General features: G+C 30.7%; 20 protein-coding genes. 10 read left to right on the top strand and 10 right to left on the bottom strand.

The genetic code is table 11. The annotated features are described in order from the left end of the window. Positions 1-4 precede the first annotated feature (4 nt). The gene (locus tag GOY08_RS14365; RefSeq protein ID WP_158999618.1) at positions 5-841 is read right to left on the bottom strand and encodes an MnmC family methyltransferase; all 837 of its coding nucleotides are present in this window, start codon (positions 839-841) and stop codon (positions 5-7) included. After that, entirely contained in the window at positions 829-1,335 is a 507-nt protein-coding gene (locus GOY08_RS14360) for a Fur family transcriptional regulator (protein WP_158999617.1), read from the bottom strand. The genes GOY08_RS14365 and GOY08_RS14360 overlap by 13 nt, the downstream gene beginning before the upstream one ends. Positions 1,336-1,458: 123 nt before the next feature. On the opposite strand from GOY08_RS14360, the gene GOY08_RS14355 reads away from it, so the two are divergent. The 10 genes from GOY08_RS14355 (at position 1,459) to GOY08_RS14310 (ending at position 13,508) form a co-directional block, all read left to right on the top strand. Then, complete coding sequence (locus GOY08_RS14355; RefSeq protein WP_158999616.1) at positions 1,459-2,025, top strand: ZrgA family zinc uptake protein; 567 nt, start codon at positions 1,459-1,461, stop codon at positions 2,023-2,025. Beyond that, positions 2,022-2,705, top strand: coding sequence for an ABC transporter ATP-binding protein (locus tag GOY08_RS14350; protein ID WP_158999615.1), 684 nt, complete (start codon positions 2,022-2,024; stop codon positions 2,703-2,705). Before GOY08_RS14355 ends, GOY08_RS14350 begins: the two co-directional genes overlap by 4 nt. Continuing rightward, a complete protein-coding gene (locus GOY08_RS14345; protein WP_158999614.1) occupies positions 2,702-3,961 on the top strand; it encodes an ABC transporter permease in 1,260 nt (419 codons plus the stop codon). The genes GOY08_RS14350 and GOY08_RS14345 overlap by 4 nt, the downstream gene beginning before the upstream one ends. Continuing rightward, positions 3,958-4,929 carry a metal ABC transporter substrate-binding protein gene (locus GOY08_RS14340; protein WP_158999613.1) on the top strand — a complete coding sequence of 324 codons (972 nt, stop codon included), beginning with the start codon at positions 3,958-3,960 and terminating at the stop codon, positions 4,927-4,929. The genes GOY08_RS14345 and GOY08_RS14340 overlap by 4 nt, the downstream gene beginning before the upstream one ends. Positions 4,930-4,952: 23 nt before the next feature. Continuing rightward, positions 4,953-5,624: an ATP-binding cassette domain-containing protein gene (locus tag GOY08_RS14335; RefSeq protein WP_158999612.1), complete on the top strand. Its 672-nt coding sequence runs from the start codon at positions 4,953-4,955 to the stop codon at positions 5,622-5,624. Positions 5,625-5,677: 53 nt separating this feature from the next. After that, on the top strand, positions 5,678-6,517 hold the full coding sequence (locus GOY08_RS14330; RefSeq protein ID WP_158999611.1) for a metal ABC transporter permease: 840 nt from the start codon (positions 5,678-5,680) through the stop codon (positions 6,515-6,517). Between the two features lie 11 nt (positions 6,518-6,528). Next, positions 6,529-8,013 carry a lysine--tRNA ligase gene (lysS, locus tag GOY08_RS14325; protein WP_158999610.1) on the top strand — a complete coding sequence of 495 codons (1,485 nt, stop codon included), beginning with the start codon at positions 6,529-6,531 and terminating at the stop codon, positions 8,011-8,013. A gap of 41 nt (positions 8,014-8,054) precedes the next feature. Further along, positions 8,055-10,916, top strand: a complete 2,862-nt coding sequence (gene polA / locus GOY08_RS14320) for a DNA polymerase I (RefSeq protein ID WP_158999609.1) — start codon at positions 8,055-8,057, stop codon at positions 10,914-10,916. Further along, positions 10,917-11,774 (top strand): twin-arginine translocase subunit TatC, encoded by an 858-nt coding sequence (tatC, locus tag GOY08_RS14315; RefSeq protein WP_158999608.1) that lies wholly within the window; start codon positions 10,917-10,919, stop codon positions 11,772-11,774. A 291-nt stretch (positions 11,775-12,065) separates the two neighbouring features. Further along, positions 12,066-13,508 carry a hypothetical protein gene (locus GOY08_RS14310; protein ID WP_158999607.1) on the top strand — a complete coding sequence of 481 codons (1,443 nt, stop codon included), beginning with the start codon at positions 12,066-12,068 and terminating at the stop codon, positions 13,506-13,508. Between the two features lie 68 nt (positions 13,509-13,576). Here GOY08_RS14310 and GOY08_RS14305 read toward each other — a convergent pair whose 3' ends face one another. The 8 genes from GOY08_RS14305 to GOY08_RS14270 form a co-directional block, all read right to left on the bottom strand. Further along, complete coding sequence (locus GOY08_RS14305) at positions 13,577-18,862, bottom strand: RHS repeat-associated core domain-containing protein (protein WP_158999606.1); 5,286 nt, start codon at positions 18,860-18,862, stop codon at positions 13,577-13,579. Between the two features lie 45 nt (positions 18,863-18,907). Then, positions 18,908-20,800, bottom strand: coding sequence for a hypothetical protein (locus tag GOY08_RS14300; RefSeq protein ID WP_158999605.1), 1,893 nt, complete (start codon positions 20,798-20,800; stop codon positions 18,908-18,910). Positions 20,801-21,145: 345 nt separating this feature from the next. Beyond that, the gene (locus GOY08_RS14295) at positions 21,146-22,543 is read right to left on the bottom strand and encodes a TIGR01777 family oxidoreductase (RefSeq protein WP_158999604.1); all 1,398 of its coding nucleotides are present in this window, start codon (positions 22,541-22,543) and stop codon (positions 21,146-21,148) included. Positions 22,544-22,660: 117 nt separating this feature from the next. Next, positions 22,661-22,972 carry a Grx4 family monothiol glutaredoxin gene (grxD, locus tag GOY08_RS14290; RefSeq protein ID WP_158999603.1) on the bottom strand — a complete coding sequence of 104 codons (312 nt, stop codon included), beginning with the start codon at positions 22,970-22,972 and terminating at the stop codon, positions 22,661-22,663. 35 nt (positions 22,973-23,007) lie between these two features. Then, positions 23,008-23,259, bottom strand: coding sequence for a BolA family protein (locus GOY08_RS14285; RefSeq protein WP_158999602.1), 252 nt, complete (start codon positions 23,257-23,259; stop codon positions 23,008-23,010). Positions 23,260-23,292: 33 nt separating this feature from the next. Then, the gene (locus tag GOY08_RS14280) at positions 23,293-23,799 is read right to left on the bottom strand and encodes a hypothetical protein (protein ID WP_158999601.1); all 507 of its coding nucleotides are present in this window, start codon (positions 23,797-23,799) and stop codon (positions 23,293-23,295) included. A gap of 107 nt (positions 23,800-23,906) precedes the next feature. Continuing rightward, positions 23,907-24,653 (bottom strand): uroporphyrinogen-III synthase, encoded by a 747-nt coding sequence (locus GOY08_RS14275; protein ID WP_158999600.1) that lies wholly within the window; start codon positions 24,651-24,653, stop codon positions 23,907-23,909. A 24-nt stretch (positions 24,654-24,677) separates the two neighbouring features. After that, positions 24,678-25,757: a hydroxymethylbilane synthase gene (locus GOY08_RS14270; protein WP_158999599.1), complete on the bottom strand. Its 1,080-nt coding sequence runs from the start codon at positions 25,755-25,757 to the stop codon at positions 24,678-24,680. Positions 25,758-25,777 lie beyond the last annotated feature (20 nt).

The following is a 25,777-nucleotide window of genomic DNA, read 5'->3' as shown; positions in this document are numbered from 1 at the left end:
AAAATTACCATTGGGGGTGTGAATTTATTTTTTGTTGAATTATATTTTTATCAGTTTCTTGCTTAGAAAATTTAGCGCACGAAGCTGCAAAAGTATTCTTCCATGCAACGGGAAGAGGTTCTAACAAGTTTTCCAATTTTCGAGTAGCTACAGTAGATTTAGCTTTTTTTCCACTAATAGCCCCAAAACCGACAAAATATCCTGCCGCAAGCAAAGCAGCACGCACAGCCGTTGCTGATGAGTAGGTGATTAATACGGAATTCAAATTAGATTTTGCAAACAATTTCTTAAAATTACTATACGTCCACAAATGTGGGTGTTTTGCTGGAGAAAAGAAATCGTAACAGATTACATCTGCACTAGGCAAAAAGTTTAAATCATTATCACTTAATTTATTAAAATCACCGCTCAGAAAAATCCATTCAAATTCTTTTATATTTGAAACAGAATAGTGAAGATGATCTGTTTTCAATAATAAATTTATGAGTGCAATATTTTCCTTTAAATAAGGAAAATATTGTATATTTTCCAATAATAGGCGAAGTCCTTCTTTTTCCAAGTCAAAGCTTACAATTGTTAATTTTGAAATACTTTTATTTGCTAGAAAGGCATCATACATAGCAAATAATTGAGCCCCACAGCCCATCCCAATATCGTATACAACATAATGTGATTGAGGGGTTTCTCTTATTCCTGATTGTTCAACATATAAGCGCTCTGCTTCTTGTCTTGGTCCAACTTGCCCATGTAAAATTTCACTTGTCTGTAAATGCTTAAATGTAAAATCACCATGCATTGTTTGCGTAAGTTCGTATTTGTTACCTTGATCTATTTCCGACATTGTTCACAATTCCCATCAATTTGAAACATATGATTTATAGGTTCAAATTGGAATTTTTCCTGAATACTCAACAAAATGCTTGAAATAGTTTCGATATCTAAATGCACTTCCATTACCTTATGACATTTAATACAATTTAGAATGATATGGTTAGGATTTTCTTCGCATCGAGTATGACAAGACAAATAATCCCCTGAAGGAAAAACCTGGTGTATTAGTTTTAATTGGATAAATGCTTCCAATATCCTATATACAGAAACTTGATCTATTTTAATATTATAATCTTTTAATAAAGAATCAAATATACTTTTGGGCGATAAAGGGACTTTTGAATTTTCCAAACATTGAATAACAGCAAGGCGTGATTTTGTAATCCGTAAATTATTTTCTTTCATAGCCTCAAAAGCAAGTTCCTTAAATGACTTACCATTGCAATGATCCCCATGGCTAGAATGAGTATGCTGGATTTCTTTTTGTAAACAGTGATCGTTCATTGGCCTTCCTTATCAAAGACTTGCTTGTCTGACATATTGCAAAATTTTTGCAAATATGCAAGACTTCGTGACATCAAACTCTTCTACTTATAAAGAGTTCTATTTTTACTGAGGGAGTCATATATGAAAAATTTCTCGCAGCATTCAATGACCTTCTTGTTATCAACCGTATTTTTCCTTAATGCCCATGCCTATAAAGCGCATAATCATGGAACAGCTAATATTGATGTTGCCATTGATGGTAATCAAGCAAAATTCAACTTTGAGATCCCAGCCGCTAGTATGTACGGTTTTGAACATGAAGCAAAGAATGCAAAAGAAAAAAAATTAGTTGCAGAAAGCAAACAAAAGTTTGAAAATAATATTAATAAAATCGTTATTTTAGAAGACAGACTCAAATGTAACTTCCAAATTATAAAGATTGACCCTTTTGCAACTGAAGATGAAGAAGATAATTCTGATGATCAAAAAACTTTAAAATCAACTAAAAATAAAAAACATTCTGCTCAACATGGGGATTTTAAAGCTGAAATTATTGCTAAATGTGAAAAACCTTTAAGTAAGTCTAAATTATCTTTTGCTCTAAAAAAGTTCTTTCCTAAAATAGAAAGCATGTTTATTGAAGGATTATCAAATGAAAAACAATTCTCATTACACTTAAAAAATGAGAAAGGCTTTTTAGAGTTATGAAAAATATAATTGATATAAATAATTTATTATTTTCATATCATAAAAATCAAAAAGTATTAGATATTCCTAAACTTGAAATTTTTGAGAAAGATAAAATATTTCTATACGGTCCAAGCGGTTGTGGGAAAACTACTTTACTAAGTATTTTAACAGGTATTTTAGCAGCAAATGAAGGTTCTGTGAAAGTTCTCAATCATGAATTTGTTGGTTTAAAACCTTCTTTGCGTGATCAAATACGTGGAACTGAAATGGGATATATATTTCAACTTTTTAATTTAATACCTTATTTAACTGTATTAGAAAATATATTATTACCTTGTAAATTAAATCCTTTACGCAGAAAAAATAAAACACTTTCAGAGATAAAAGAGAAATGTATTGAAATAGCAAAAAATTTAAATATTGCTCAAATTCTTTCTAAAAAAGCAACTGAAATTTCAATTGGTCAACAACAGAGAGTTGCTGCTGCTAGAGCATTATTAGGTGATCCTAAAATCATTATAGCAGATGAGCCGACGAGTTCTTTGGATGAAGAGAACAGAGAATTATTTATTCAACATTTATTTGAACAATGTAATACTCAAAATAGTTCATTAATCTTCGTAAGCCATGATATTAATTTAAAAAAACTTTTTAGTAAACAAATAAATCTACCTGAATTAAATAAGGTAAAAATATGATAACTCTTTTTAATGTAGCTATAAAATCATTATTGAATAGAAAAACTCCTTTTATTCTTTCAATAGCATCTATAGCTTTAAGCGTAACATTATTTTTAGCCGTAAATGTTATAAGAGATGGAACTAAACAAAGCTTTTCAAACACAGTAAGCCAAGCAGATCTTATTATAGGCGCTCGAGGAAGTGGGCTTCAATTGTTACTTTATACTATATTTCATTTAGGAAGTGCAACTAATAATATATCTTGGCAATCTTATGAATCTATAAAAAATATGCCAAATGTTGAATGGACTATACCATTTTCTTTAGGTGATAGTTTTCATGGATTTAGAGTTATAGCTACAAATGAAAATTTTTATAATCACTATCATTATCTTGGTGATAAAAAAATTGAGCTAGTTTCAGGAAGTATTCCTAAAAATATTTATGATACCGTTATTGGATCACGAGTAGCAGAAGTAGAAAAATTAAAAGTTGGCGATAAAGTTACATTAGCGCATGGAATTACTGAGCAAAGTATTTTTAAACATGACGATAGTCCATTTATCATTACAGGGATCATTAAAGAAACAAATACTCCTATTGATAGAGCATTGTATATTACCCTTGAAGGTATGGAAGCAATTCATATTGATTGGAAAGATGGTATTCCTTCACACCAAAAAAATACAAAGGAAGCAATTAAGAAAGAAGACATTCAAGTCACTCAAATTACTTCTATGCTTTTAAGAGCAGATAATAGAATAAATACTCTTTCTTTAATGCGTTCAATTAATGATTTTAAAAAAGAACCCTTATTAGCAGCTATTCCAGGTAGCATCTTGAGTCAATTTTGGGAAACAATATCTTATGCAGAATCAGCATTTCAAATAATTTTGATATTTGTCATTTTGATAGGCATACTTGGTATGATGATTTCAATTTATACTTCGCTTGAAAGCAGAAGAAGAGAAATTGCTATTTTAAGATCAATTGGAACATCTTATATAGCTATTGTTGCTCTCTTAGTTATGGAATCATTTATTATCTGCTTTTTTGGTTGTATATTAGGAATATTTGTTAGCTATATTAGTTTGTATTTTCTAAAACCTTTTATCTTAAATAAATTTGGTATTCTTATAAGCCAAAATGGATTGCAAAATTTTGATTACATTTATATATTAATTATTATTTCTTTTGCTTGTTTAATAGGAATAATACCCGCTTTAAAAGCTTATAGAAATTCTTTAACCGATGGATTGAGTATTAAAATATGATTTTTACAAAAAATAAATTAATAGCTACCTTTTTATTTAATCAAATATTATCCCCTGTGTTTGCACAATCAGATAATAAAAAAATAAATATAGTAACATCTATTCCGTATTTAACAGATATCTTAGCAAATACAACTTGCAACATAAAAACTTTAAATGTAGACACTCTCATTCCATTAGGTAGTGATCCACACCATTTTCATATGACAAAGAAAGAAAGAATTAGTATTGAAAAAGCAAATTTAGTGATTTTAATTGGAGCAGAATTCGAACCTTGGGCTAACAAAATTAAAAAAAATAACAACCAAAACTGGCTTGTTGTTACTGATGGTATGGATTTAAAAAAAATAGGCGCAAATAACAATACGAAGCACGATCATCATCATGATGACCACCACGATCATGCAGCGCACCATGATCATCATGAACATAATCAATTAGAATATGATCCACATATCTGGCAATCTCCGGCACGCACTAAGATTGTAGCTCATAAAATTGCGCTTGAGCTCAAAAAACAACTCCCAACAGAGGCGAAAAATATTGATCTTTGCCTTAAAAACTATATTCTTAAAATAGATTCCGAAGTTAAAGATTTAAAAAAGCAAATTGATAATATTCCACCTCAAAAAAGAAAATTTGCAACCAACCACGATGCACTGGGATATTTTGCTGATGAATTTGGTTTTAAAATTAAAAGCATTGTTGGCTTATCTGATGAATCGTCGCCAACTGCAGCACGTTTGAAAGAAATTATTACTGAAATCAAGGAAGAAAATATACCTGCTGTATTTCTTGAAACAACAGGAAATATGCGTAATATAAAAACCGTTTCGAAAGAAACTGGTGTAAAGATAGGTGGTACCCTCTATAGCGACTCTCTTGGAGCTAAAGGTTCAGGAGCCGAGACCGCTGTTGATATGTGGAAAGCAAATGTGAAAACTATTCTTGAAGCCTTAAAAGAATAATTACTTTTATGGAAGATGTATGAATGAGTTACTTAAGTTGGCAGCAATTGGTTGTAGGATACCCCAACAAAAAACCTTTAACGAATCCCTTTTCAGGTGAAATTACAACACCAGGGATATTTGCTATTATTGGGCAAAATGGTTGTGGAAAATCTACCTTGCTAAAAACGTGGCTTGGCCTGATTAAACCTATCAGTGGTACAGTCCTACTAAACGATGCTCCTATTCCAACAGAACACAATATCTCTCAAGGTATAGCTTACGTCCCTCAATTTCATACGGTAAATCGGTATTTCCATATCAGTGTTTACGATTTTATAAAACAAGGAAAAGGACCTAACTTCACTTTTAAAGATCAAGATATTTCTGAAATTAATTCTTTATTAAATGAATGGCAACTTGACGGTTATGGTGCGCGAAGTTTTCATGAATTAAGCGGAGGACAAAAAACTCGTGCAATGATTATTCGTGCAGTTCTTTCAAAACCCAAAATGCTATTTTTAGATGAACCACTAGCTAGTTTAGATTCCTGTTGCCAACAACAACTTATTGAGACTCTGGAAACCTTAACTCAAGAACATAAAGTTTGCGTTTTTATTGTTGACCACCATCTTGAAAATTTCAATCAATATATCACAAAAAAAATAAAATTTACGCGAAAGCATGACCAAGAAATTTCTTCAATAATTATGTAATTTGTGTTTAGAAATTTTCTGCCTTTAAATCATTGCAACTGAGGTCGTTTTGCATGCTCCAAGAATTTCTCTCTTTTTTTCAAATTTTTAATTTTGAGTTTGCGCAAATAGCGTTCATTGCAATAATTTTAATAACAATTATGTGTGGAACGTTAAGTCCAGTTGTTGTGTTAAAGCAAAGAGCTTACTTAGGAGATACACTTTCACACTTGGTTTTCCCCGGAGTTATAATTGGAATTGTCCTTGCAAAAATTACACTTCTACCTTTTTGGGGATGTATATTAATAGGATCCATCGCTACAGCTTTAATAGGGACCTTTTTATCTGAATGGATTTTAAAAACGTTAAAAATACCACCTGATGCTTCTGCAGTTATTTGTTTAACTTCTTTTTTTGCAATGGGGGTTATTGCAATTTCTAATGCAAAAGATACCAGAATCGATCCTGAAAGTATTTTATTTGGAGATGTACTTACCCTTACTTGGCTTGATGTATTCGTATTAGCTATTACTTTAGGGTTCGTATTAATTTCTATAATAATATTAAGAAAACATTGGGACGCTTGGCTTTCAGACCCTGAGTTTGCTGAAATTGCAGGTTTCAAAGTAAAACTTCTGGAAAAATTATTTCCCGTTCTAATGACAGCAGCCATATTATCTGGATTATTTGCTGTCGGTGGATTAATGATTTCTTCACTTCTAACACTACCTACAATTATTTATCAACCTAAGAGTGTCTTTTCTCCAATTGTTGTTCTATTAAGCTTTATTGGAGGGATACTGGGCTTTTTACTTGCTTTCAGCTTTAATTGGCCTGTTGGTCCAAGCATTGTATTACTTGGATTTTTCTCAATTATTGTCAAAACGCTATCTGTACAGATACGGGAAAAATAAGGGAATCTTTTATGTCAGAGAATATCTTTGAATTAAAAAAAACCAAATTCTTAGAACAGCGCGAAAAAGGGAATTTAGCTGATTTTTATAACAAAACTCATACTGTAGAGGAAGTTAGCAAACTATCTGAAGGCACACAAAATGTAAGTACCGCTGGACGTATCGTTGGAATGCGGACAATGGGTAAAATAATATTTGCACATATCTATGATTTTTCAGGAAAAGTACAAATTTGTGTGCGTAAAACTGATGACAACCCAAGTGTTTTTGATGATTTTTCTGCAAATGTTTCTATCGGAGACTTTGTCGGTGTTGAAGGAGAGATGTTCATCACAAAAACTGGAGAACTCACATTAAGAGTTGGTCAATGGAAATTACTAAATAAATGTCTAAGAACTTTACCTGAAAAGTATCATGGGATTGAAGACATAGAAACTCGCTATAGACAAAGATATCTTGACATTATTATGAACGCCGAATCTAGAGATGTTTTTAAAAAACGCTTTGAAATAGTAAAATCCTTGCGCAGATATTTGGAAGATAATGGTTATTTAGAAGTTGAAACTCCTATTTTACAAACAACTCCTTCAGGAGCTTTAGCTCGTCCATTTTATACACATCATAATGCTTTAGATATTGAATGCGTTATGCGAATAGCATGCGAAACATATTTAAAACGCTGTATCGGCGCTGGTATGGATAAAGTGTTTGAATTTGCAAGAAGCTTCCGCAACGAAGGTATTTCCGCAACACACCTTCAAGATTTTACCATGCTTGAATTTTACGCATCTTACTGGAATTCAGATAAAATGCGCAAATTTGTTGAAGGCATGATGCGTGACTTAATTCATAAAATTTTCGGAACAGTTAAAGTAACACTCAGTGGAAATGAAATTGATTTTTCTGGTGATTGGCCCGTATACGAATATGCTGAACTTGTTTTTAAAGATTGTGGTATAGATATTAAAAAATTTAATACTAAAGAAACATTAAAAAAAGAAATTAAAGCTAAAAATATCCGTTTAGATGATGATATTGAAACATTAGGTTGGGCAAATATGGTTGACTCCTTATACAAGAAAGTATCCCGCCCTAAATTAATTCAGCCTTGCTTCTTAGTTAAGTATCCTGTTGAAATGGCTCCACTTGCTAGAAGAAATGCAAAAGAGCCTCAATACGTTGATTTCTTCCAATTTCTTGTCAATGGAGTTGAACTTGTAAAAGCTTATTCTGAATTAGTAGATCCAATTGATCAACGTGAACGTTTTGAAGAACAAATGCAAGCTCGTGAACATGGTGACGATGAAGCTATGCCAATTGATGAAGAATTCTTAACCGCTATGGAACACGGATTTCCACCTATAGCAGGCGTAGGTATAGGTATAGATAGATTAACTATGATTTTATGCGGATGTGACAATATTAAAGATACTATTCTCTTTCCATTGTTAAGACCTCAACACCACACAACTGAAGAAAATATTGAAAAAAATTAGTCAGCTGTTTATAAAAACAGAGAAACGGGTAAAGGATTAACATGGAATTAAATACACAGCGCCTATTTATCATTGATGGTATGTCGTTACTTTTTAGATCTTTTTATGCTATGGGTTCACGACTAACAGCTCCTGATGGGACACCAATTGGTGCTGTGTATGGTTTCCTAAAAGTCATGATTAAAATTTTTCGTGAGCAAAACCCTACACATTTTGCTGTTTGTTGGGACTTAAAAGAAAAAACATTTAGACACGAAGTTTTTCCATTATATAAGGCTAACCGTGGAGAAACTCCTCCAGAAATCATTCCACAAATCAAAATAATTCAAAAATTATTACAAGATTTAGATATTCCAACATTTGCTTTACCTGGGTTTGAAGCTGATGATTTAGCTGGAACATTAGCAAAATTTTTCGAACATTATGGCACTGTTTATCTTGTTACCTCTGATAAAGATTATATGCAGGTTGTTAATGAAAATATTCAAATGTTTTCCCTTAAAAAAGGGGATGAATACGACATAATAACACCTGAAAAAGTAACTGACTACTTTGGTGTTCCTCCTGAAAAAGTAATTGAAGTTCTTGCGCTCACTGGCGATACGGTTGATAATATTCCCGGTGCAAAAGGAATTGGTGACAAAACAGCAGCAAAACTAATTGCTGAGTTTGGATCGGTAGAAAATTTATTAAAAAACATAGACTCTATTCAAAATAAACGCGCTAAAAGCGCTTTAGAAGCTGGAAAAGATGCGGTTATTCTGTCAAAATATCTTGTTACTATAAAAACAGATATTCCTCTTAATGTTTCTGAGTTATCATTACGCTACACATTTACAGAACTAAAGAATCATAAAGAAACAAGGCAATTGCTTGAATCACTCAGAATGATTACTCTGTTAAAATCTATTTATGGAGATAAACCACAATCCATAGAAACAATAAAGAGTAAAGAAAATAATGAAGAGAAAAAATCTGAAATTAAAAAAACAAAAAACCAAAAAATCACATCTAAACATATTGAAACTATTCCATGGGAAAAAGAAAATTATAAATTAGTTCTTACAAAACAAGAATTAGCTGATATTTTTGCACAAATTTCTGATCCTAATACAAAAGTAGTTGCTATTGATACCGAAACAACAGGACTTGATATTATTGAAGATGTTCCAATAGGGGTATCAATTAGTTTTGAACCAGGTCAAGCATATTATATACCTGCTCATGAAGAGCACTTATTAGGTGGAACACTACTTTCAGCAGAAAAAGATCTTCCTACTTATTCCAAAAAAGAAGTTTGGCAAGGATTGAATTCTGCCTTAAATAAAAGGAAAGCATTATTAGTAGCACACAATTTAAAATTTGATATGCACATGCTTAAAAATGTTGGTGTGGAATGTGGTGAAAATATAAATTGTTGCACTATGGTAGCTGCTTGGTTAACAAATCCTGCTGAAGGTGGTTTTAGTTTAGACTTTTTAACATTAAAACATTTTAATTATCAAAAAATTCCAACTTCTGCTTTAATTGGCAAAGAAACAGGTAGATCTTCAATGCTTGCTGTTCCTTTATCAGAATTAGCAACCTATGCTTGTGAAGATGTCGACGCCACTATTAGACTTTGGTATTATTATGATCAACGTTTACAACAGCAATTAGATTTGCAAAAACTTTTTTATGATTTAGAAATGCCTATTTTATCTCTGTTATGCGAAATGGAAAGAACTGGTGTTCATATTAACTCAGAATATCTAGGTGGTTTAACTGCAGAAGTACAAACAACTCTTCTAAAACTTGAATCAGATATTTATCAAACTGTTGGTGAGACTTTTAAAATATCTAGTCCTAAACAATTGGGAGATATTTTATTTGAAAAATTAAAAATTCATGAACAACTTGGTTACAAAGGAAAACTTGCACGTACAACACAAGGTTACAAAACTGATGCCAGTGTCTTAGAACAGTTTGAGGAACATCCTGTTGTAGAAAAAGTACAGCAATATAGAGAACTATCTAAACTACTTTCTACTTACATTCTAGTGTTACCTAAGTTGGTAAAATCATCTACAGGAAGGGTTCATACTCATTTCAATCAGATAGGAACAGCTACAGGGCGTTTATCTAGTTCAGATCCTAATTTACAAAATATCCCTGTAAAAACAGATTGGGGTAAAAAAGTCCGTGCTGCTTTTAATGCCTCTAAAGGTAATTATCATATTATCTCCGCAGATTATTCCCAAATAGAACTCAGAGTTTTAGCTCACATATCCCAAGATAAAAATATGCTTGCTGCTTTTAACTCTGGCGCAGATATCCACCGGCAAACTGCCGCACAAATACTTGGAAAAGTTGCAGAAGAAGTAACAAACGCAGAACGTAACAGTGCAAAAGCAATTAATTTTGGAATTATATATGGAATGGGACCTCAACGCTTAGCGAAGCAACAAAAAATAACTTTAGCCGAGGCAAAAAGTTTTATTGAAAAATATTTTACAAATTTTTCAGGAGTAAAAAAATATTTAGACGATCAAAGAGCTTCAGCACATGCCCATGCTATGGTTAAAACATATTTTGGCAGAGTACGTCCTATTCCCGCCATGCTTTCTAACAACCCTATAGAAGCAAAATTAGCAGAAAATATGGCTATCAATTCGCCTATTCAAGGAACTGCAGCAGACATAATGAAACTGGGCATGCTCGCAGTGAGTAAAAATTTAAAATCAGCAAATTTAAAAACAAAAGTAGTTATTCAAGTGCACGATGAACTGGTACTAGACGGACCAGTCGAAGAATTTAGTCAAGTCAAAAAAATTGTAGAACTCGCTATGGAAAAGGCAGTAAACTTTTCGGTGCCTATGCTTGTTGAAATTGGAGCAGGAAAAAACTGGTTGGAGGCAAAATAAATGAGCAGAATGGGTTTTAAACCATTTCACTATCTGTCATCAATTTTTAATTCTGGCTTACAAAGAAAAGCAAAACGAGAGGCTTTTATAAAAGGCCAAGAAGATGAACAAATGTCATTATTTGATCATATAAAAGATTTAAGACGGCATGCTTTTCGAGCAGTGATGTGGCTTTGCCTATTTTCCACTATAGCTTTTATTTTTATGGAACCATTGATTGTTTTTTTAAAAAAACCTTATGACACAGTCCTTGTTTCATTAAAGGAACAGGGAATTACGCAAAATTTATCTTCAATAAGTATTTTCGAAGTGATCACAGTAAATTTTAAAATCTGTTTTTTACTTGGCTTTGTTTTTAGTTTACCATTTATGCTTTATGAAATTTGGAAATTTATTTCCCCTGCCTTATATTTACAAGAAAAAAAGATTGCAAAACTATCCGTATTTGCAAGTATTCTTCTTTTTTATTTAGGTATATCGTTTGGTTTTTTTCTTATCATCCCATATTTCTTTTCCAACGCATTAGGATGGGCTAGTCAATACGCGCAAGTCATGATCACGTACGAAAATTATTTTAACACTTTAATTACAATGCTATTAATTTTTGGTGCGGTGTTTGAAGTTCCAGTCATTTTATCTCTACTAGGATTAGCTGGAATTTTACCAGCAAAAGTACTAATACAAAATAGAAGAATTGCATTTTTAACTTGTTTTATAATTGGAGCTATTTTATCTCCACCAGATGTTATCAGCCTTTGTCTAGTTTCTATACCTATGTATTTAATGGTAGAAATTTCAATATTTATAATTAAAAAAATAGAAAAAAACCGAAGCGAAAACTTTGCCGAAGAATCTTAAGATAATCTTAAAAAAAACAATTATTTAATATAAAGTGAAAATAATTTATTTTATTTTACTATTGACTCCTATTTTTTTTTTTTATAATAAGGCAATTATAGTTTCTCATTTTTTTTTCCGCTTTAATTTCATTAAGGTGGGTAATGTTATCAAAATGAATTTTTAGATTTGGATAAATCGTAGGTTGACAAATAAAACTTGCTAATTTAGTTTCTAAAAGTTGTCATTTTAGGATAATGTTTTGATTATTATTACACTCAGACAAGCTTGTTTCTATTAAAGGAGTAATTTGTGAAAAGATCTGTTATTCATTGTATGGCTATCTCCGCTTTAGCTGTTGCAGGAAATTCCGCTTTTGCTGAAGAAAATAAATCTACTGAAAATAAAGAAATTAAAGTAGCAGACGCATCTAACACTACAGGTGGTACTTTATTCTCGCAAGAACAAATAGATTTTCTAAAAAAAGAAATGCAAAAAAAAGATGTCACTGAAAATAAAATTGCTTTTGCTGGTTTAGTTCAGTTAAACGCAAACTTTAATGACTCCCAACGTTCTAGTGCACCAGACTTTTCTGCATCAAAAGTGCGTCTTGGTGTAAATGTTTCAGGCGGTATTGCTTCCGGACAAGTGGAAGTTCAACTTGCCGGCAACAAGTCATCAACTCAAACAGTTTCTAGCACGACTTCAAATGGTCAAACTACGCAAGTAACTTCTGGTGATAATGGTAACGGAGAAGTTACAATTCGCCGTGCTCAATTAAATTTGGATGTACTTACACTAAAAGCTGATCAAAACGTATTTACAACAACAATATCATTAGGCGGTATTCGCATTGGTGGTGGCGACACAACCGCAGCACCTGATACGACGTGGACACCAACAGGTTACGGCCGTCAAGATGGGGCCTATTTAAAACAAGCAATGGTCTTTGGCAAATCAGCAAATATAGAACTTGGTGTTGGTGGTTTCAACAATATTATAGCTGTTACAAATAACCCATATCCGTCAACTAACAATCAAAGTGGTGGATACACAGGATGGGGAGATGCTACTACCACAACTAAACAAGCAAATTGGGGAAATAACTCCTTTAGCCAATCTATGGGTATTGCAGGCCATTTAGCTGCAACTGTAAATTTTGAAGAAGACCACTTTGTAAAAGCAAAGGCTTATATTGGTAGCCAAGGTAACGCTCCAACAGATCAAGACTCTAATGGGAATTTAACAAAAGCAAAAGATGTTACTCATATTGAAGCTTCCTTACTATATAATAACGCTGCTGTGTTTGGTGGAAAAGGAGTTATCTCTGGTAATGGTGTTTCAGCTTGGTATGAAAATGAAAATATTGGTCGTACAAAAACTGCTGCTAAAAGCGGTAGTGACTTTAATTATACCAATACTGCAACTGATGATTCTCAAAATGCCACTTTAGCAGGTTTAGGTATTGCAGCCGACTCTTCCAATTATCTAACAGGGATGCTTCAAAAAGGTGACTTTATTACTTATGCCATCAGTTATGCGATGGCTAACATAACATTTGGAAGCAAAACAACTTCTCAAGATTACAATGCTTCTCAATTTGCCGCCTCTGTTGGATATGGGGTAAATACTTTTGAAACAGCAGTTAACTTTGAGTTTAATAGTGCTGATACAAATATTTATGCAGATACTAATGGCGTAGTAAACAAAAAGAGCTCAACTAAAACTTATTTAACTATGGCTTATGCTTTTTAATAATTAATTCTTGACCTTAAAAAGAGAGTTTAGATGTTACGGCAATTAAACTCTCTTTTTTTATTTTGTTAATTTTCTGTTACGTTATTTAATCTTTTATTAAAATCCTTCATAAATAGCGCAAACGCTTGGATATCAGGTTCATGATTAAAGTATTTTTGAAATTCTTGCCTGGTAAATTCAGGAGAAACAATAAAATCAGGAATATTTTGCAGTAAATGCATGGGTGTTTTTTGAATATAATCATTTTTAGCAATATACGAAGTATTCCAGTTTATTCCGCGCAATGCAAATAAATCTTCCATCTGACCAGAATTTAATTGATTAAATTCTTGCTCTGTATAACCCATTCGCGGATCAAATTCTCCACCAGTTAAATACTGCGATTGACAACCATATTTTGCTTCTTGAGCTCTAATGGGACTAATACCTTCAGCAGCTTGAATATCTGAATAGAAATAATGTTCTAATCCTTGCTCTGATTCAAATTTTTTAGTCATCTGTTGTAAAGATGCCGCACTTTTCTCTGTATAACCCAACATATTTGGAGCAAATTCTATTTTATCTTTAGGAGCTTCTGCTAATATTTTTGCACCAGCTCTACCTAAACCGTATCCTAAACCATCAGCTGCTAAACCGATACCAACACCTATTGCAACACTTTTCCAATTAATTTTTTCACCATTTACAACATCAGTAACAATCGATGCACCAGCAGATGCAATAGAATTTGCAATAAGGCTTGCTACAACCGCACCAGCTCCTTCACCAAACCCACCAGTTAAAATACCTGTCGCAAAGCCAATCAATCCTCCAATTAACCACCCAAGTAATTGCGAATTGTGTCCACTTGGATCTTGATAAAATATAGGGTTATTTGATGCAAAAATAAATCCATTTATTCCTCCTTTATCAAAAGGAGATACTGAATCATAAGCCATAAAACGCTTTAACATAGGATTATATGCTCGATATCCATTTCCAAGAAATTGATAACCTGATGTACTGTCTGTACGTTGTCCGTCAAAACCAATTGCTTTTTGATCTATTGCGGACTGCTTATGCACATTAATTTTTTTATTATTTAAATTAGCCAACGAACTTAACGAAGTTTCAACTCCGTAAGGCGAATAAAAATATTGATCATTTATGACAGCTACAGAAGCACTATTTTCAGTAAAAGTGGCAACCACGTTTAACGACTGATCATATGAATAATATAGGAGATTAGAATCAGCTAATATTTTCGCTATAGTATTTAAACCTATTATATAACTTGCAGTTAAATCACCTTGTTTTTCATTGATAACGTTTCCATTACTATAGATATAGTAAATTGGATTTTCATTAAATGCTTGTTTCCAAACTTGCAATCCATTTCCATCGTATCCGTATTTGACAAATTCGCCTGAAGAAAAATTAATACTAATCATATTTCCAAAAGGATCATATGTATATTTATTACCTTGATCATCTGAAGTAACGTGATTTTCTTTATCATAAGTAATTAATTTACTATTTCCAAATTCACTGTTTGAATTTGTATAACTCAAAAGTTTTGTAGCATTAATTGAATCATAATAATAAGTTGTGATATTTGTTTGTAACTCTTTTTGTGTATTTAAATAAACTATAGATACAGAAGAAATATTGTTGTAAGCATCAAAATTATAAGTTTCTTTTTTAATTTGTTTTTTATTGTATGTAAATGGGCAATTTATACCATCACATTGATATTCTTTCAAATTTCTTGAATCATCATAGCTGTAATTTTCAGATGTTTGATTATTATTTGCATCAGTTTGTAATCTATTTTTAAGAAGTCCATTATTGTAGTAAACATAATTATATTTAACAAATGAATAAATTTGTTCATTACTTGTCTGATTAAAATTTAATTTATTTTCTTGTTCAATGAGTTGATTATAAAAATTATATTTATAGAAATTAGATGCAAGAAGACTATTTCCTGTTTTATTAAAAATTTGGGTTTCAACTAATCTTCCAAAATTATCATATAAATAGTTTGCAACAGGAGTTGAGTTAAATAAAACAGTTGTCAATTTTCCATATATATCTCTATTATAAATAGTTATATTTCCATTTGCATCTTGAAACGATATCAACTGCCCTAATCTATCATATTTATAATTTAATGAATAAGCAGGGGTTTGGAACCCTGGCACAGAAGAATCTTTATTATGAGATACCATTGCTAATTTTTTATTTAAATAATATGTATAGAAAGTTGTTCCAGTTAAATCTTGAATACTTGTAAGTAAATTTGTTTTTGCATCGTATTGATAATAAGTAGAATATACATTATTTGTATCATTTTCAACCCATTTTTTGACAATATTAATACCTAGAGTATCATATTCAAAATGTAGGACAAAACCATTTGCTTTTTTTACAGTAACTAAATTTCCAGCATTATTATAATTATAACTTGTTAAGTTATTGTTTGCATCGACTTCCCAAAGCAATTTGCCAAATGAATTAAATTCTCTCTTTCCTAAACATTTCTTTTCACCATTTGCATTTATAATTCCTGTTTCAACAACATTTCCAAGCATATCATAAAGTCTATATTGCTTATTTTTATTTGGATTTTGCACCAAGAATGGATTTCCGACATCGTCATAATTTATTTCGTAAGCATTTCCATTTACATCAATATTTCTAAACTCACGAGAAAAAGAATCATATTCTTTTGTACTTTTTGAAATTACTTGTGAATTATTTACATCTAAAATATCTGACTCAATTAAATTCCCTGAATTATCTAAAACAGAAACAGAAGTATATAACTTTTGATTTTCAGAGCTTAATGAATAAGAATATTTTGCTGAACTGTTTTGGCTATAAGCATCGTTATATATTGTTACTTGACTACTTCCATCTGGATTTATTGTTTTTATATTTCTTCCCATTTCATCGTATTGATAAAAAGATTTATTGACTATTTCATCTCCACTAGAAGAAGAGTTAAAAACATCTTTTTCAGAAACTCTTCCATAATTATCATATTTTATAATAAAATTATTGACTAAATTTTCATTAAATGAGTTAGAAAAATTCTCAGGATTTGTTGATTCAACTTTAATTTCTCGTCCTAAACCATCATAATAGTGCTTTACAGTAAATCCGTTAGGTGAAATAATAGTAACAGAATTTTCATCTTTTCCTACTTTATAGAAATAAGTTTTCACTTTCTCAAAAGGAGTATCAGGAGCTACTACCTCTGAAGTAATTCTGCCCATTTCGTCAAAAGATTGTTTAATAGCCGTTTTAGCTGGACTAGATGTTTCAATTAACTTCCCACTATATACACTGAAAATAGATTTTTCTTGCATTAAATTTACTGAATTATTTAGATAATTTTTAGGTTCAATTGTTTCTATCTTAGTTCTTACATTATCTTCAAAACTATAACTGATATCTTTTCTAACTGATAATAATGATGATTTTAAATAAGATGAACTAGCCATATCTGTGACCGACTTTTCTAGTCCATAATTATTTTTATCTGCCATATTTTCGTTATATTCAATCCTTTCTGTTTGAAAAATATTCCAAGAATTGTCTTTTATCTTTTTATCATTTCTTGTTAGTTGGACATTAGAAAAACCGCTTTCTTTTTTTACTAAGACAAAAAATCCTAAAGCTTCTTGATTCATTGGTTGTAAATTTTTGTATGTATAAATTTGTACTTTTGGACTTACTGAATTCAAAGAGCTTTGCTTTATAGAATTTTGTTGACTTGGATATGTTACAACTATTTCAGGATTACTAACAAAACCAGTATTACTTTGTGGGCAATGTTCGTTACCTTCTAATGGACAATACAAAGTTTTTCTAGTAATTCCATAATTATTTGTGCTTAGTATTTCATTTCCATAGTTGTCATAATTTGCTGTATTAACAACATGTCTTTCTACATTTTTAGCAAAATAAATATTTTCTGTTTTAATTGGTAATTCGTAATTTAAAGGAAAATCTGAATCATTAATAGATTTGCCAGAAGTTTCAGGGTAGTATTTTTTTTCTTCTTGTAAAAGAACATTATTTTTTAAACTAAATATCTTTTTATCTACTTCTAAATGATATTTATTATAAATGTGTGTTACTGATGTAACTCCATTATCTTCACGTGTTGTATAAAAATAATTATCTCCTCGTTCATACAAATTATCAACATTTGCTTGAAAAGGTATTCCTGATGCAAATCCCAAGAAGTTTCTTTTGTCGTTTGAAGTTCCATAAGAAAAATTGGTTTTCAATGCACCTTGTCCAAAACCAGGATCCTTAATCCAAGTCTTAACCACATTTAAATATTGAATTGGCCCTCCTGTAGGAACAGGGATATTTGCATAAACTAAAGATTCAGTTAAACCGGTAGGATACAAAATAGAATATAAAAGATTGCTATTAGTTGTTTGATCTAGGGAATACTTAAAGCCAATACTATATTTATTTCCCGAGTTTTTAATTTCAGGTAATTGAATTGAAGTTAACTGATTATTTGTTTTATTAATTACTGAACTTATTTTATTTCCATAGGTATCAAAACTAGTTATAACAAAATTGCCAGAATTAAAATTAAAATTTATAGAATTTTTTCCATTATTGATTGCTGTTAGTATATTTTGATTTGAATAAGAGAAATAAAAAATATCTCCTCTAGGATATATTATTTTGCTAATAAAACCTTGTTTATTTATAACTTCTATATGACCATCTTTAAAATAAATTTTAAATAAACAATTTATATCAGGATCTCTTTCAATTCTTAAATTTAATAATTTATAGTATAGTAAGTAAGGTTGATTTAATCTATCAAAATTTACTTTAAAAGTCCCACCTGAGCCTAAAGTAAGTTTTCCGCTTTTGGATGAGAAGTGTGTTAAATTAAAATTCCAACCTTTCCCAATTCCAAAGAAATCAGAGTTTGAATTTTGACTATAGAAAGCTTGTAGTTGAAAATCTGGAGAATTTCCATCAGCTGAAGCAAGCGTTCCTAATGCAGCATGAAATTCATAGCTACCAGTTCTAGGATCTACAGATGATCCATAAAGATTTTTAAAATTAAATGCATTTGAAACAAGCGAATCTTTTTGATCATCAGTTAATTTAACATCCTTAACTTTACTATTTTTATTATTATCTTCTTTATTACTAGAAAACTGAGTGTTTTTTTCACTTTTAACAGATAACAATATAGCAGTTGAAATTTTCTTAGTTTGTGCGTATACAATTCCCGTCGTTTCTATGAGATAGACAGTTGAAGCCAAAAAAGCTACAATAATTTTTACCAATCTAATTAATTGAGCTTGTTTCTTTGTTTTATTCATTTTAATTAAGCCTTATAAATCTAATTTAATATTTGGAAATATTTATTAATTACCAGGCACTAAAAATGCTGATTTAATATGTTTATTTCTAAGTTCAGGCCAAATATCACCAATTTTATAAGGACCATCAGAAGCTAGTTTATCATTATTCATGTCATAAAAGATAACGGAATCTTCATTTGTTCCATCATTTATAAAAAAGTATTGGTTTCCATCAGCTCCTGCTACTGCAGCAGTAATTTTAGTTGCATAATTTTCTAAACCTGGCCAAGTGGATTCATTAATTGGTTTTGCTCCATCAACAAAAGTATTACTTATATTATCATATTTTAAATATGTTCCATCATTTAAGAAAAAATATGTACTAAATAGTCCTGAGTAACCCCAAAAATCAACTGCCACATTTATTTTACTAATATATGGAGCTAAAAATCCTTTCCAGTGATCATCATTATTAACGTTACTAGTCTTACAGTTATTATAATTACCAGCAACACAGCTTAAATAATTCGTATTGTCATTTAAAAAGAAATAATTAGATTCTTTATTTGCCTCTTGATAAGTAGCATTACTAGTAAAAAATTTAACTTGTGAAAGATAATTCCCTAATCCATTTAAATTAGTATTAGTTACTTTTTTTATTCCTTCACTTTGCAAAGAACTATAATTTATTTGATCAACTAAACCATTATCAAGTAATAAATATATTAATGGCATTTTTTTAAGGTTATTTCCATATAAATACGAAACTCCACTAAAATTACTTCCAAATGAACCAGTTATATTTGAAAAATTGAAATCGCCGGTGTAGCTATTTGAAACAATATGGGTATGAATATCTCCAGCTTCAAGAAAGCAGAAATTTTGTTCATGATAAGATACCACATTACCAGGTAATCCAGGAATTTTTTGAGTGACATTTGCTGCCAATTCATTTCCAGCTAATGCCATTATATTGTATTTTGAATTATATTCTAAATAACCTTCTGTGGTTTGAATATTTGTTGCAATCATTCCTTTAGGAGATACTATTTTAAATACTGAACATCCACCTACTTTAGAACCGCTAGGATCTGCTGTAGAAATAGGATCTAGAGTTAAATTATTAATTAAATTTCCATAATTATCTATACCAGTAATAGAAATATAATCAGTATGAGTATCAATGCCTTCTGGTTTTATATATTCAAAAGTAACTTTGTTTGTTGTTCTATTAATTATTTTTGTATAGGAATAGTTATTAAATTGGTTTTGAAAAGGAATACTTGAATTTGTCACATTTATTGAAGAAATAAAACGTAATTGCGAAGAACTACTATTTAATTGAATAGAGCATGTAAATTTAATAACATGTTCCATTCCTGTCACTACATTATGACCAACATCAACCAACTCACCAGGTTGGCAGTTCACAGTAAAATCTTTTGGACTGTAAACTACAGGGGTTTTAGAATTAACTACTACTGGAGTATCAGAACTTTCACTACAAGTACTCAAATCATTTATTTTAGCACAAATTGGAGTAGTTGTTTCTTTACTTATCTGAAAATAAATGGGCACTGTAGTACAAAATGTACTTGATGAACAATCTGTATCCTTCAGATTGTTCTTAAATGCAAAATTTTGTTTAATTATTCCATCAGCAAAATTGTGATCATCTAAAGAATAAAGCGAATTATTTTCAATTACATCCTTTGGAATTTCTTGGTTATTATTATTATTATACAATCTTAGAGCATTTATTATTTCATCTTTACTAGGTTGTTTATCATCACCATAAGCATGTAAATAAAGTCTAGCTTGCTGTTGTCCATTTGCATAAATATCAGTGTTTTGCCCTGTAGGCGAAACTGGTCCTGCATCTAATGTTATTTTTGTTATTGTAGTTGCATTAGCTGATAAGGATAATAGCATAAAAAGACCAAATAATTTGAACATAAATTCTCCAAAAAAAGCAATTAATCTAAATTTTATATTTAGAATTAATTCAGATAGTAAAAAAATCCTTTTACTTTAAATAAGCAAAAACTAATCAATTAGTTTCTTTATTTTATTAGATTTAATTACTGTAAATTAAAAATTATTTTTTTTTGTTAACATTTCTTACATATTATTTTATCTATTTAACTCTAATATTATCTATTATTTACATGAGATTTTTACAGCTTTTTTTATCGCTTGTAAGAATAAAAGACAGAATAATAAAAATTCAATTTTGATGTAAATCAAAATTGAATATAATACATATTTTCTTTTTATTGATTTATATTAAACTAGTACAATTTATCCGCCTAAACAATAAGCAAAAGCGTCGTGTAGTTGTGAATGGATAAATTCATAACCATTTTTAAGAGCTTTAGTTGGTTTTGCATGTTGCCCAGATAACAGTAATTCCCGCCCCATTTCACCAAATAAAGATTCAACAAAAAGCTCTGGAATACGTAATGAGCTAGGTCTATCTAACGATTGCGCTAGTAATTCAGAAAATTGCGCATTGGTAACAGCATGCGGAGAAACTGAATTGACCGCTCCAGTTACTTTATCATTGGTTATGGAAAATAAAATAAGTCCAAGTACATCAATAATAGAAATCCAAGACATCATTTGTCTACCGGTACCAAATGGACCACCCAAGCATAATCGATAAGGAGTATACATTTTCTTTAATACTCCTCCTGATAAGGATAAAATAGTTCCAAAGCGCAAATGTACAACCCGTATTCCTGACTCATTTGCAGTTTTAGCTGCCTGTTCCCAATCTCTTGCCAAATTTGCTAAAAAACCTTCGCCAAGTTTGGAATCTTCATGTAAAATGTCATCATAATCTCTGCTACCAAATATCCCTATTCCAGATGCAGAAATAAATGTTTTAGGTTTGTTTTTTAATTGTTTACTTAAAGCCTGACATAAAGCTGTCGTAAAATGAATTCGGCTATTGATTAATTGCTGCTTGCGTTGTTCACTCCATTTTTGTGATGCGATATTTTCTCCTGCCAAATGCACTACAGCATCCAAATTTTCTAACCTTTCAGGGTTTATAAATTCACCTTTTTCACTATTCCAAACAGCAAAATTTTGTTTTTCAGTATCATCAATTTCCATATTCCTACGAACCAATTTTATAACCTGATGGCCGCCTGAAGTTAAAAATGGAATTAAAGTACTTCCCACTAATCCGGATGAACCAGTTACTAAAATTTTTAATTTTTTTTGCGAATATTTTCCATGTAAATACAAATCATATTTTAGCGTTCTATGACGATAACTAAACAATTTATTTAATTTTTCTTCTACAAATGAATGTCCAAGAAAATTTGAAATTATCCCAATTGGCAAACTAAAATCTATTTGATCCGTTAATTTACATTTTTTATCTTCAATTTTATCAAACTTATGAAGATGTTTATAAAAAGCAAAAGGACCTTTTAATTGAATGTCTTCAAATTGTTTATTTTGTATATAATTTTGATGTAGTGCTTGAAATGTGATTGGTATAATTCCTACTTTGGTTTTAACTGTTAAAGAGTCACCATTTTTAATAGTTCCTTTCTTTTCAAGTAATTCCGCTGGCATCCAAGGAGGTAACAATCTTAAAAAAGCACCTTCTCTTTCATGCCATTGAAAGGCTTCTTCACAGGAAACAGGCAGTGTAGAACTTCGCGAAAAAGAATGATGTTGCATAAAAAAACTCCTGATAAATGCTCAGCAAATTGAGTTTATCAGGAAATTCTAAAATAAAAAAGTTTCAGAAAAATAAGCTTGAACTTTCTTATCTGCACAAAAATATTTTTGAGCTATTTACTTTTGAATGCCAAGTTTTTCATGCAATTCACCAGACTGATACATTTCCACAAATATATCACATCCCCCAATAAATTCGCCCTTGATAAAAATTTGTGGTGAAGTTGGCCAGTTATTCATTTCCTTTAATGTTTGCCAAAGAGCAGGATCACTATCCATATCATTTGCATGATAGGGTTTACCAAGTTGAGCTAATGTTCTAATTACTTTTGCTGAAAAACCACAACGTGGTGCGTCTGGAGTGCCGCGCATATACACCATGATTTCGTTTTCTTTGATGTCTTTTTCAATTTTTTCTTTCCAATCCATACTAACAACTCCTTCATTCAAAAGAATATATATTTTTATTTTTTTTCATTTTCCCATTGTGCTTGGGTAAAGGCTTTTATGGTAAGAGCATGTACTTCGCCCGTCTCCATTTCCTCTTTGAAAAGATCCATTATCATGCGATGTCGCTTTAAAGAAGACAACCCTTCAAATGAGTTAGAAACTACTACTACAGAATAGTGATCCGTACCGCCTGAAAATTCGTTTACTGAGCAAAGAGTATTTGGAATTCCACTTTCAATTCTTTGCTTTACTTCATGACTTAACACTCATGTACCTCTAGATAAACTGATTGATTACGATTATGGATGCGATGCTACCAATCTTAAAACTTGGGGTAGAGCTCGACATCCTGATACCAAAAAAGAACTTAAGTAATTTTGTGCAACTAATTCTGGATTAACGAGTTGTCCATCATTAACACAACGCCAAAATATGCCATTTTGTTCATTTTGTTTCAATTCAAAATCATATGCCATATAGTTTCTTTGGCTATCTACATGCACCTGAACGGTACGTACCTGAATAATTTTCCCAACTTGGGAAATTATCATTTTATCTCCAGCTTTTAAGATTATGAGCCCGGTCCTTGGCATTGATAAAGGAAGAACCTGAACAGTTTCATTTGGTTTTACTTCTGAAAGGATTGCATTTAAATGCGAGGCATAATTAATCATTTTATTACACAGCTCTTCCAAAAAAACATTTACAGCAAACCGAACAATTTGTTGGTTTATAGATGTCGTTAATGCTTTTCCTAGACTTACCCTTGCAAGGTTTTCTATCCAGATTTGTTCAGACTGCTTCATTTTGGATTACCTCAAGTAATCCTAGATTTTTTATAATTTAAGATTACCTTACACATTTTTAGTTACCACTCTCCTTAATAATAGCGGAACACTTTCTAAAATTGTCATTAAGAGATATCTCTGTCAATTAATTTTAACTCATTTAAAACATTTTTCGCCGATTTTTCCCAAGGGATAAAAAAAATAGAAGCTGGTAAGTTATCAACCAAGGAAATTTCAAAGTAAGACATCAAAATTTTTATTGTAGAATTAATAACTTGCCCTGACTTTGCATAAAAAATGAGATCAGCATCTGAAACTTTTTTTTCCCCAATTATTTCATTTAATAATTTTATACATAAATTATTATCAATTTCTGTTGTATCATAGACAGGTACACTATAAAGATTCAATTTTAAATATTTTTCATTTTCAGAAATTATTTGTGATGTTTTTCCGGATAATCCCGTAAATATATAAATGTTTCTATTTTTTAAAGTAATTTTATTTAATTCATATAATAAATTTTTTAAACCTAATTCGTCTTTAGGATAAATAATATTTTTAGTGAGCTTCAAAAGTGCTGATGGAAATATAGCTTTAACATATTCTGCTGTTTTTTCTCCAACAGCACCAATGCAAAAACAATTAGATAAGAATTTATTTAAATCAATGTTACTTTGAAATTTTTGAAGAAAAAAATCAACTGCATTTTTACTAGTAAAACAAATTCCAAAAGATTCAGTATCTTTAAAGGAGAAATTAAATTCAAGTGGTTTTAATTTTAATACAGGAAAAAAAAATGAGTCTTTTCTTGTGGGCTTATCTCCTAAAATACCACACTCAATCTGAATTTTTTCCCGAATACTTTGCATGACAATATTATCTCTTTAATATTTTTATAAATCAGCAACAGCTGAAAAATCATTTCTTATTAGAAATTCTTTCAATTCACCAGCGATAGAAGATTGACTTAATTTCTCAAAAAACAAAGAAAATTGAAAATCTGAATCTTTTAAAAGAGCTTCTAAGATAGAAGTAAGTGAAGATGGCACTATCATAACAGCTTCACGTATTTTACCATTTCTTTCACAGATAATGTATAATTTATCCTTTTCGAAACAAGCTCCAACTGCAGAATGACAGTCTCCACCCAGTAGATACAAGGACAATCTTTCAAGCCCAGCTTCAATTACTGTACTAGAGTGAGATATTTTTAAAACTTGTGAGAATAAAAAACTATTGGTCTCATCTTTTAATTCAACCGCCACAACACCTTGTGCTGGTGCAGGGATAAATAAAGAAATAGGAAGTAAAAACATCTTCCTTTTATCAAACAAGTTCAATCTTTGCAATCCTGCTTCAGCTAAAATAATAGCTGAAAACTCATTATTATTTAACCTTGATAAACGAGTATCTACATTTCCACGTAAAACCTGAATATTTAAATTTGGTGACAAGTGTTTTTTCAATAACATTTGTCTTCTAGCACTTGTTGTTCCAATTGGTAATTTAGAAAAAGATGCACATTGTAATAAGACTTTTTTTAATTTGAGATAATCTACCTCTTGTTCAAGAGAAAAAGAAGGATCAATTTTTGTCAACTCTGCTAGAATTATAGGAGATAAAACTAAGACATCATGTTTTCCTGCACGAGGAAGCAAAGAAACTACTGAAAGATTTTTTGTTTGTGTTACAGGAAGATCTTTCATACTATGAACAGCAATATGTGCGTTATTATTTATAATTGCTTCCTGAATTTCTTTTATAAATAATCCCTTACCAGTAGCTAAATGTGGATTGTTACTTTCTCCTAACTGAATATTTGAAAGTTGTGTTTTTTGTAACTTATCACCAGTCGTAGTTAATGGTAATAAACCAATAGAAACTCCTAAATTATTTAATAATTTCTGAACTGTTTCGGCTTGCCATAAAGCTAATGGACTTTTTCTTGTTGCTATTTTAAATTCCTGAAGCATGCAAACAATCTTTCTAACTT

Origin of the sequence: Pigmentibacter ruber, assembly GCF_009792895.1 — a bacterium.
Lineage (GTDB): Bacteria > Bdellovibrionota_B > Oligoflexia > Silvanigrellales > Silvanigrellaceae > Silvanigrella > Silvanigrella rubra.
Note: the sequence above shows the minus strand (reverse complement) of the source record. Positions and strands in the feature narration are given on the sequence as shown.

What these genes read in the sequence shown, in the direction of transcription:
- GOY08_RS14365 (WP_158999618.1), bottom strand. Translation starts at nt 841, where the DNA reads ATGTCGGAAATAGATCAAGGTAACAAATACGAACTTACGCAAACAATG.
- GOY08_RS14360 (WP_158999617.1), bottom strand. Translation starts at nt 1,335, where the DNA reads ATGAACGATCACTGTTTACAAAAAGAAATCCAGCATACTCATTCTAGC.
- GOY08_RS14355 (WP_158999616.1), top strand. Translation starts at nt 1,459, where the DNA reads ATGAAAAATTTCTCGCAGCATTCAATGACCTTCTTGTTATCAACCGTA.
- GOY08_RS14350 (WP_158999615.1), top strand. Translation starts at nt 2,022, where the DNA reads ATGAAAAATATAATTGATATAAATAATTTATTATTTTCATATCATAAA.
- GOY08_RS14345 (WP_158999614.1), top strand. Translation starts at nt 2,702, where the DNA reads ATGATAACTCTTTTTAATGTAGCTATAAAATCATTATTGAATAGAAAA.
- GOY08_RS14340 (WP_158999613.1), top strand. Translation starts at nt 3,958, where the DNA reads ATGATTTTTACAAAAAATAAATTAATAGCTACCTTTTTATTTAATCAA.
- GOY08_RS14335 (WP_158999612.1), top strand. Translation starts at nt 4,953, where the DNA reads ATGAGTTACTTAAGTTGGCAGCAATTGGTTGTAGGATACCCCAACAAA.
- GOY08_RS14330 (WP_158999611.1), top strand. Translation starts at nt 5,678, where the DNA reads ATGCTCCAAGAATTTCTCTCTTTTTTTCAAATTTTTAATTTTGAGTTT.
- lysS (WP_158999610.1), top strand. Translation starts at nt 6,529, where the DNA reads ATGTCAGAGAATATCTTTGAATTAAAAAAAACCAAATTCTTAGAACAG.
- polA (WP_158999609.1), top strand. Translation starts at nt 8,055, where the DNA reads ATGGAATTAAATACACAGCGCCTATTTATCATTGATGGTATGTCGTTA.
- tatC (WP_158999608.1), top strand. Translation starts at nt 10,917, where the DNA reads ATGAGCAGAATGGGTTTTAAACCATTTCACTATCTGTCATCAATTTTT.
- GOY08_RS14305 (WP_158999606.1), bottom strand. Translation starts at nt 18,862, where the DNA reads ATGAATAAAACAAAGAAACAAGCTCAATTAATTAGATTGGTAAAAATT.
- GOY08_RS14300 (WP_158999605.1), bottom strand. Translation starts at nt 20,800, where the DNA reads ATGTTCAAATTATTTGGTCTTTTTATGCTATTATCCTTATCAGCTAAT.
- GOY08_RS14295 (WP_158999604.1), bottom strand. Translation starts at nt 22,543, where the DNA reads ATGCAACATCATTCTTTTTCGCGAAGTTCTACACTGCCTGTTTCCTGT.
- grxD (WP_158999603.1), bottom strand. Translation starts at nt 22,972, where the DNA reads ATGGATTGGAAAGAAAAAATTGAAAAAGACATCAAAGAAAACGAAATC.
- GOY08_RS14280 (WP_158999601.1), bottom strand. Translation starts at nt 23,799, where the DNA reads ATGAAGCAGTCTGAACAAATCTGGATAGAAAACCTTGCAAGGGTAAGT.
- GOY08_RS14275 (WP_158999600.1), bottom strand. Translation starts at nt 24,653, where the DNA reads ATGCAAAGTATTCGGGAAAAAATTCAGATTGAGTGTGGTATTTTAGGA.
- GOY08_RS14270 (WP_158999599.1), bottom strand. Translation starts at nt 25,757, where the DNA reads ATGCTTCAGGAATTTAAAATAGCAACAAGAAAAAGTCCATTAGCTTTA.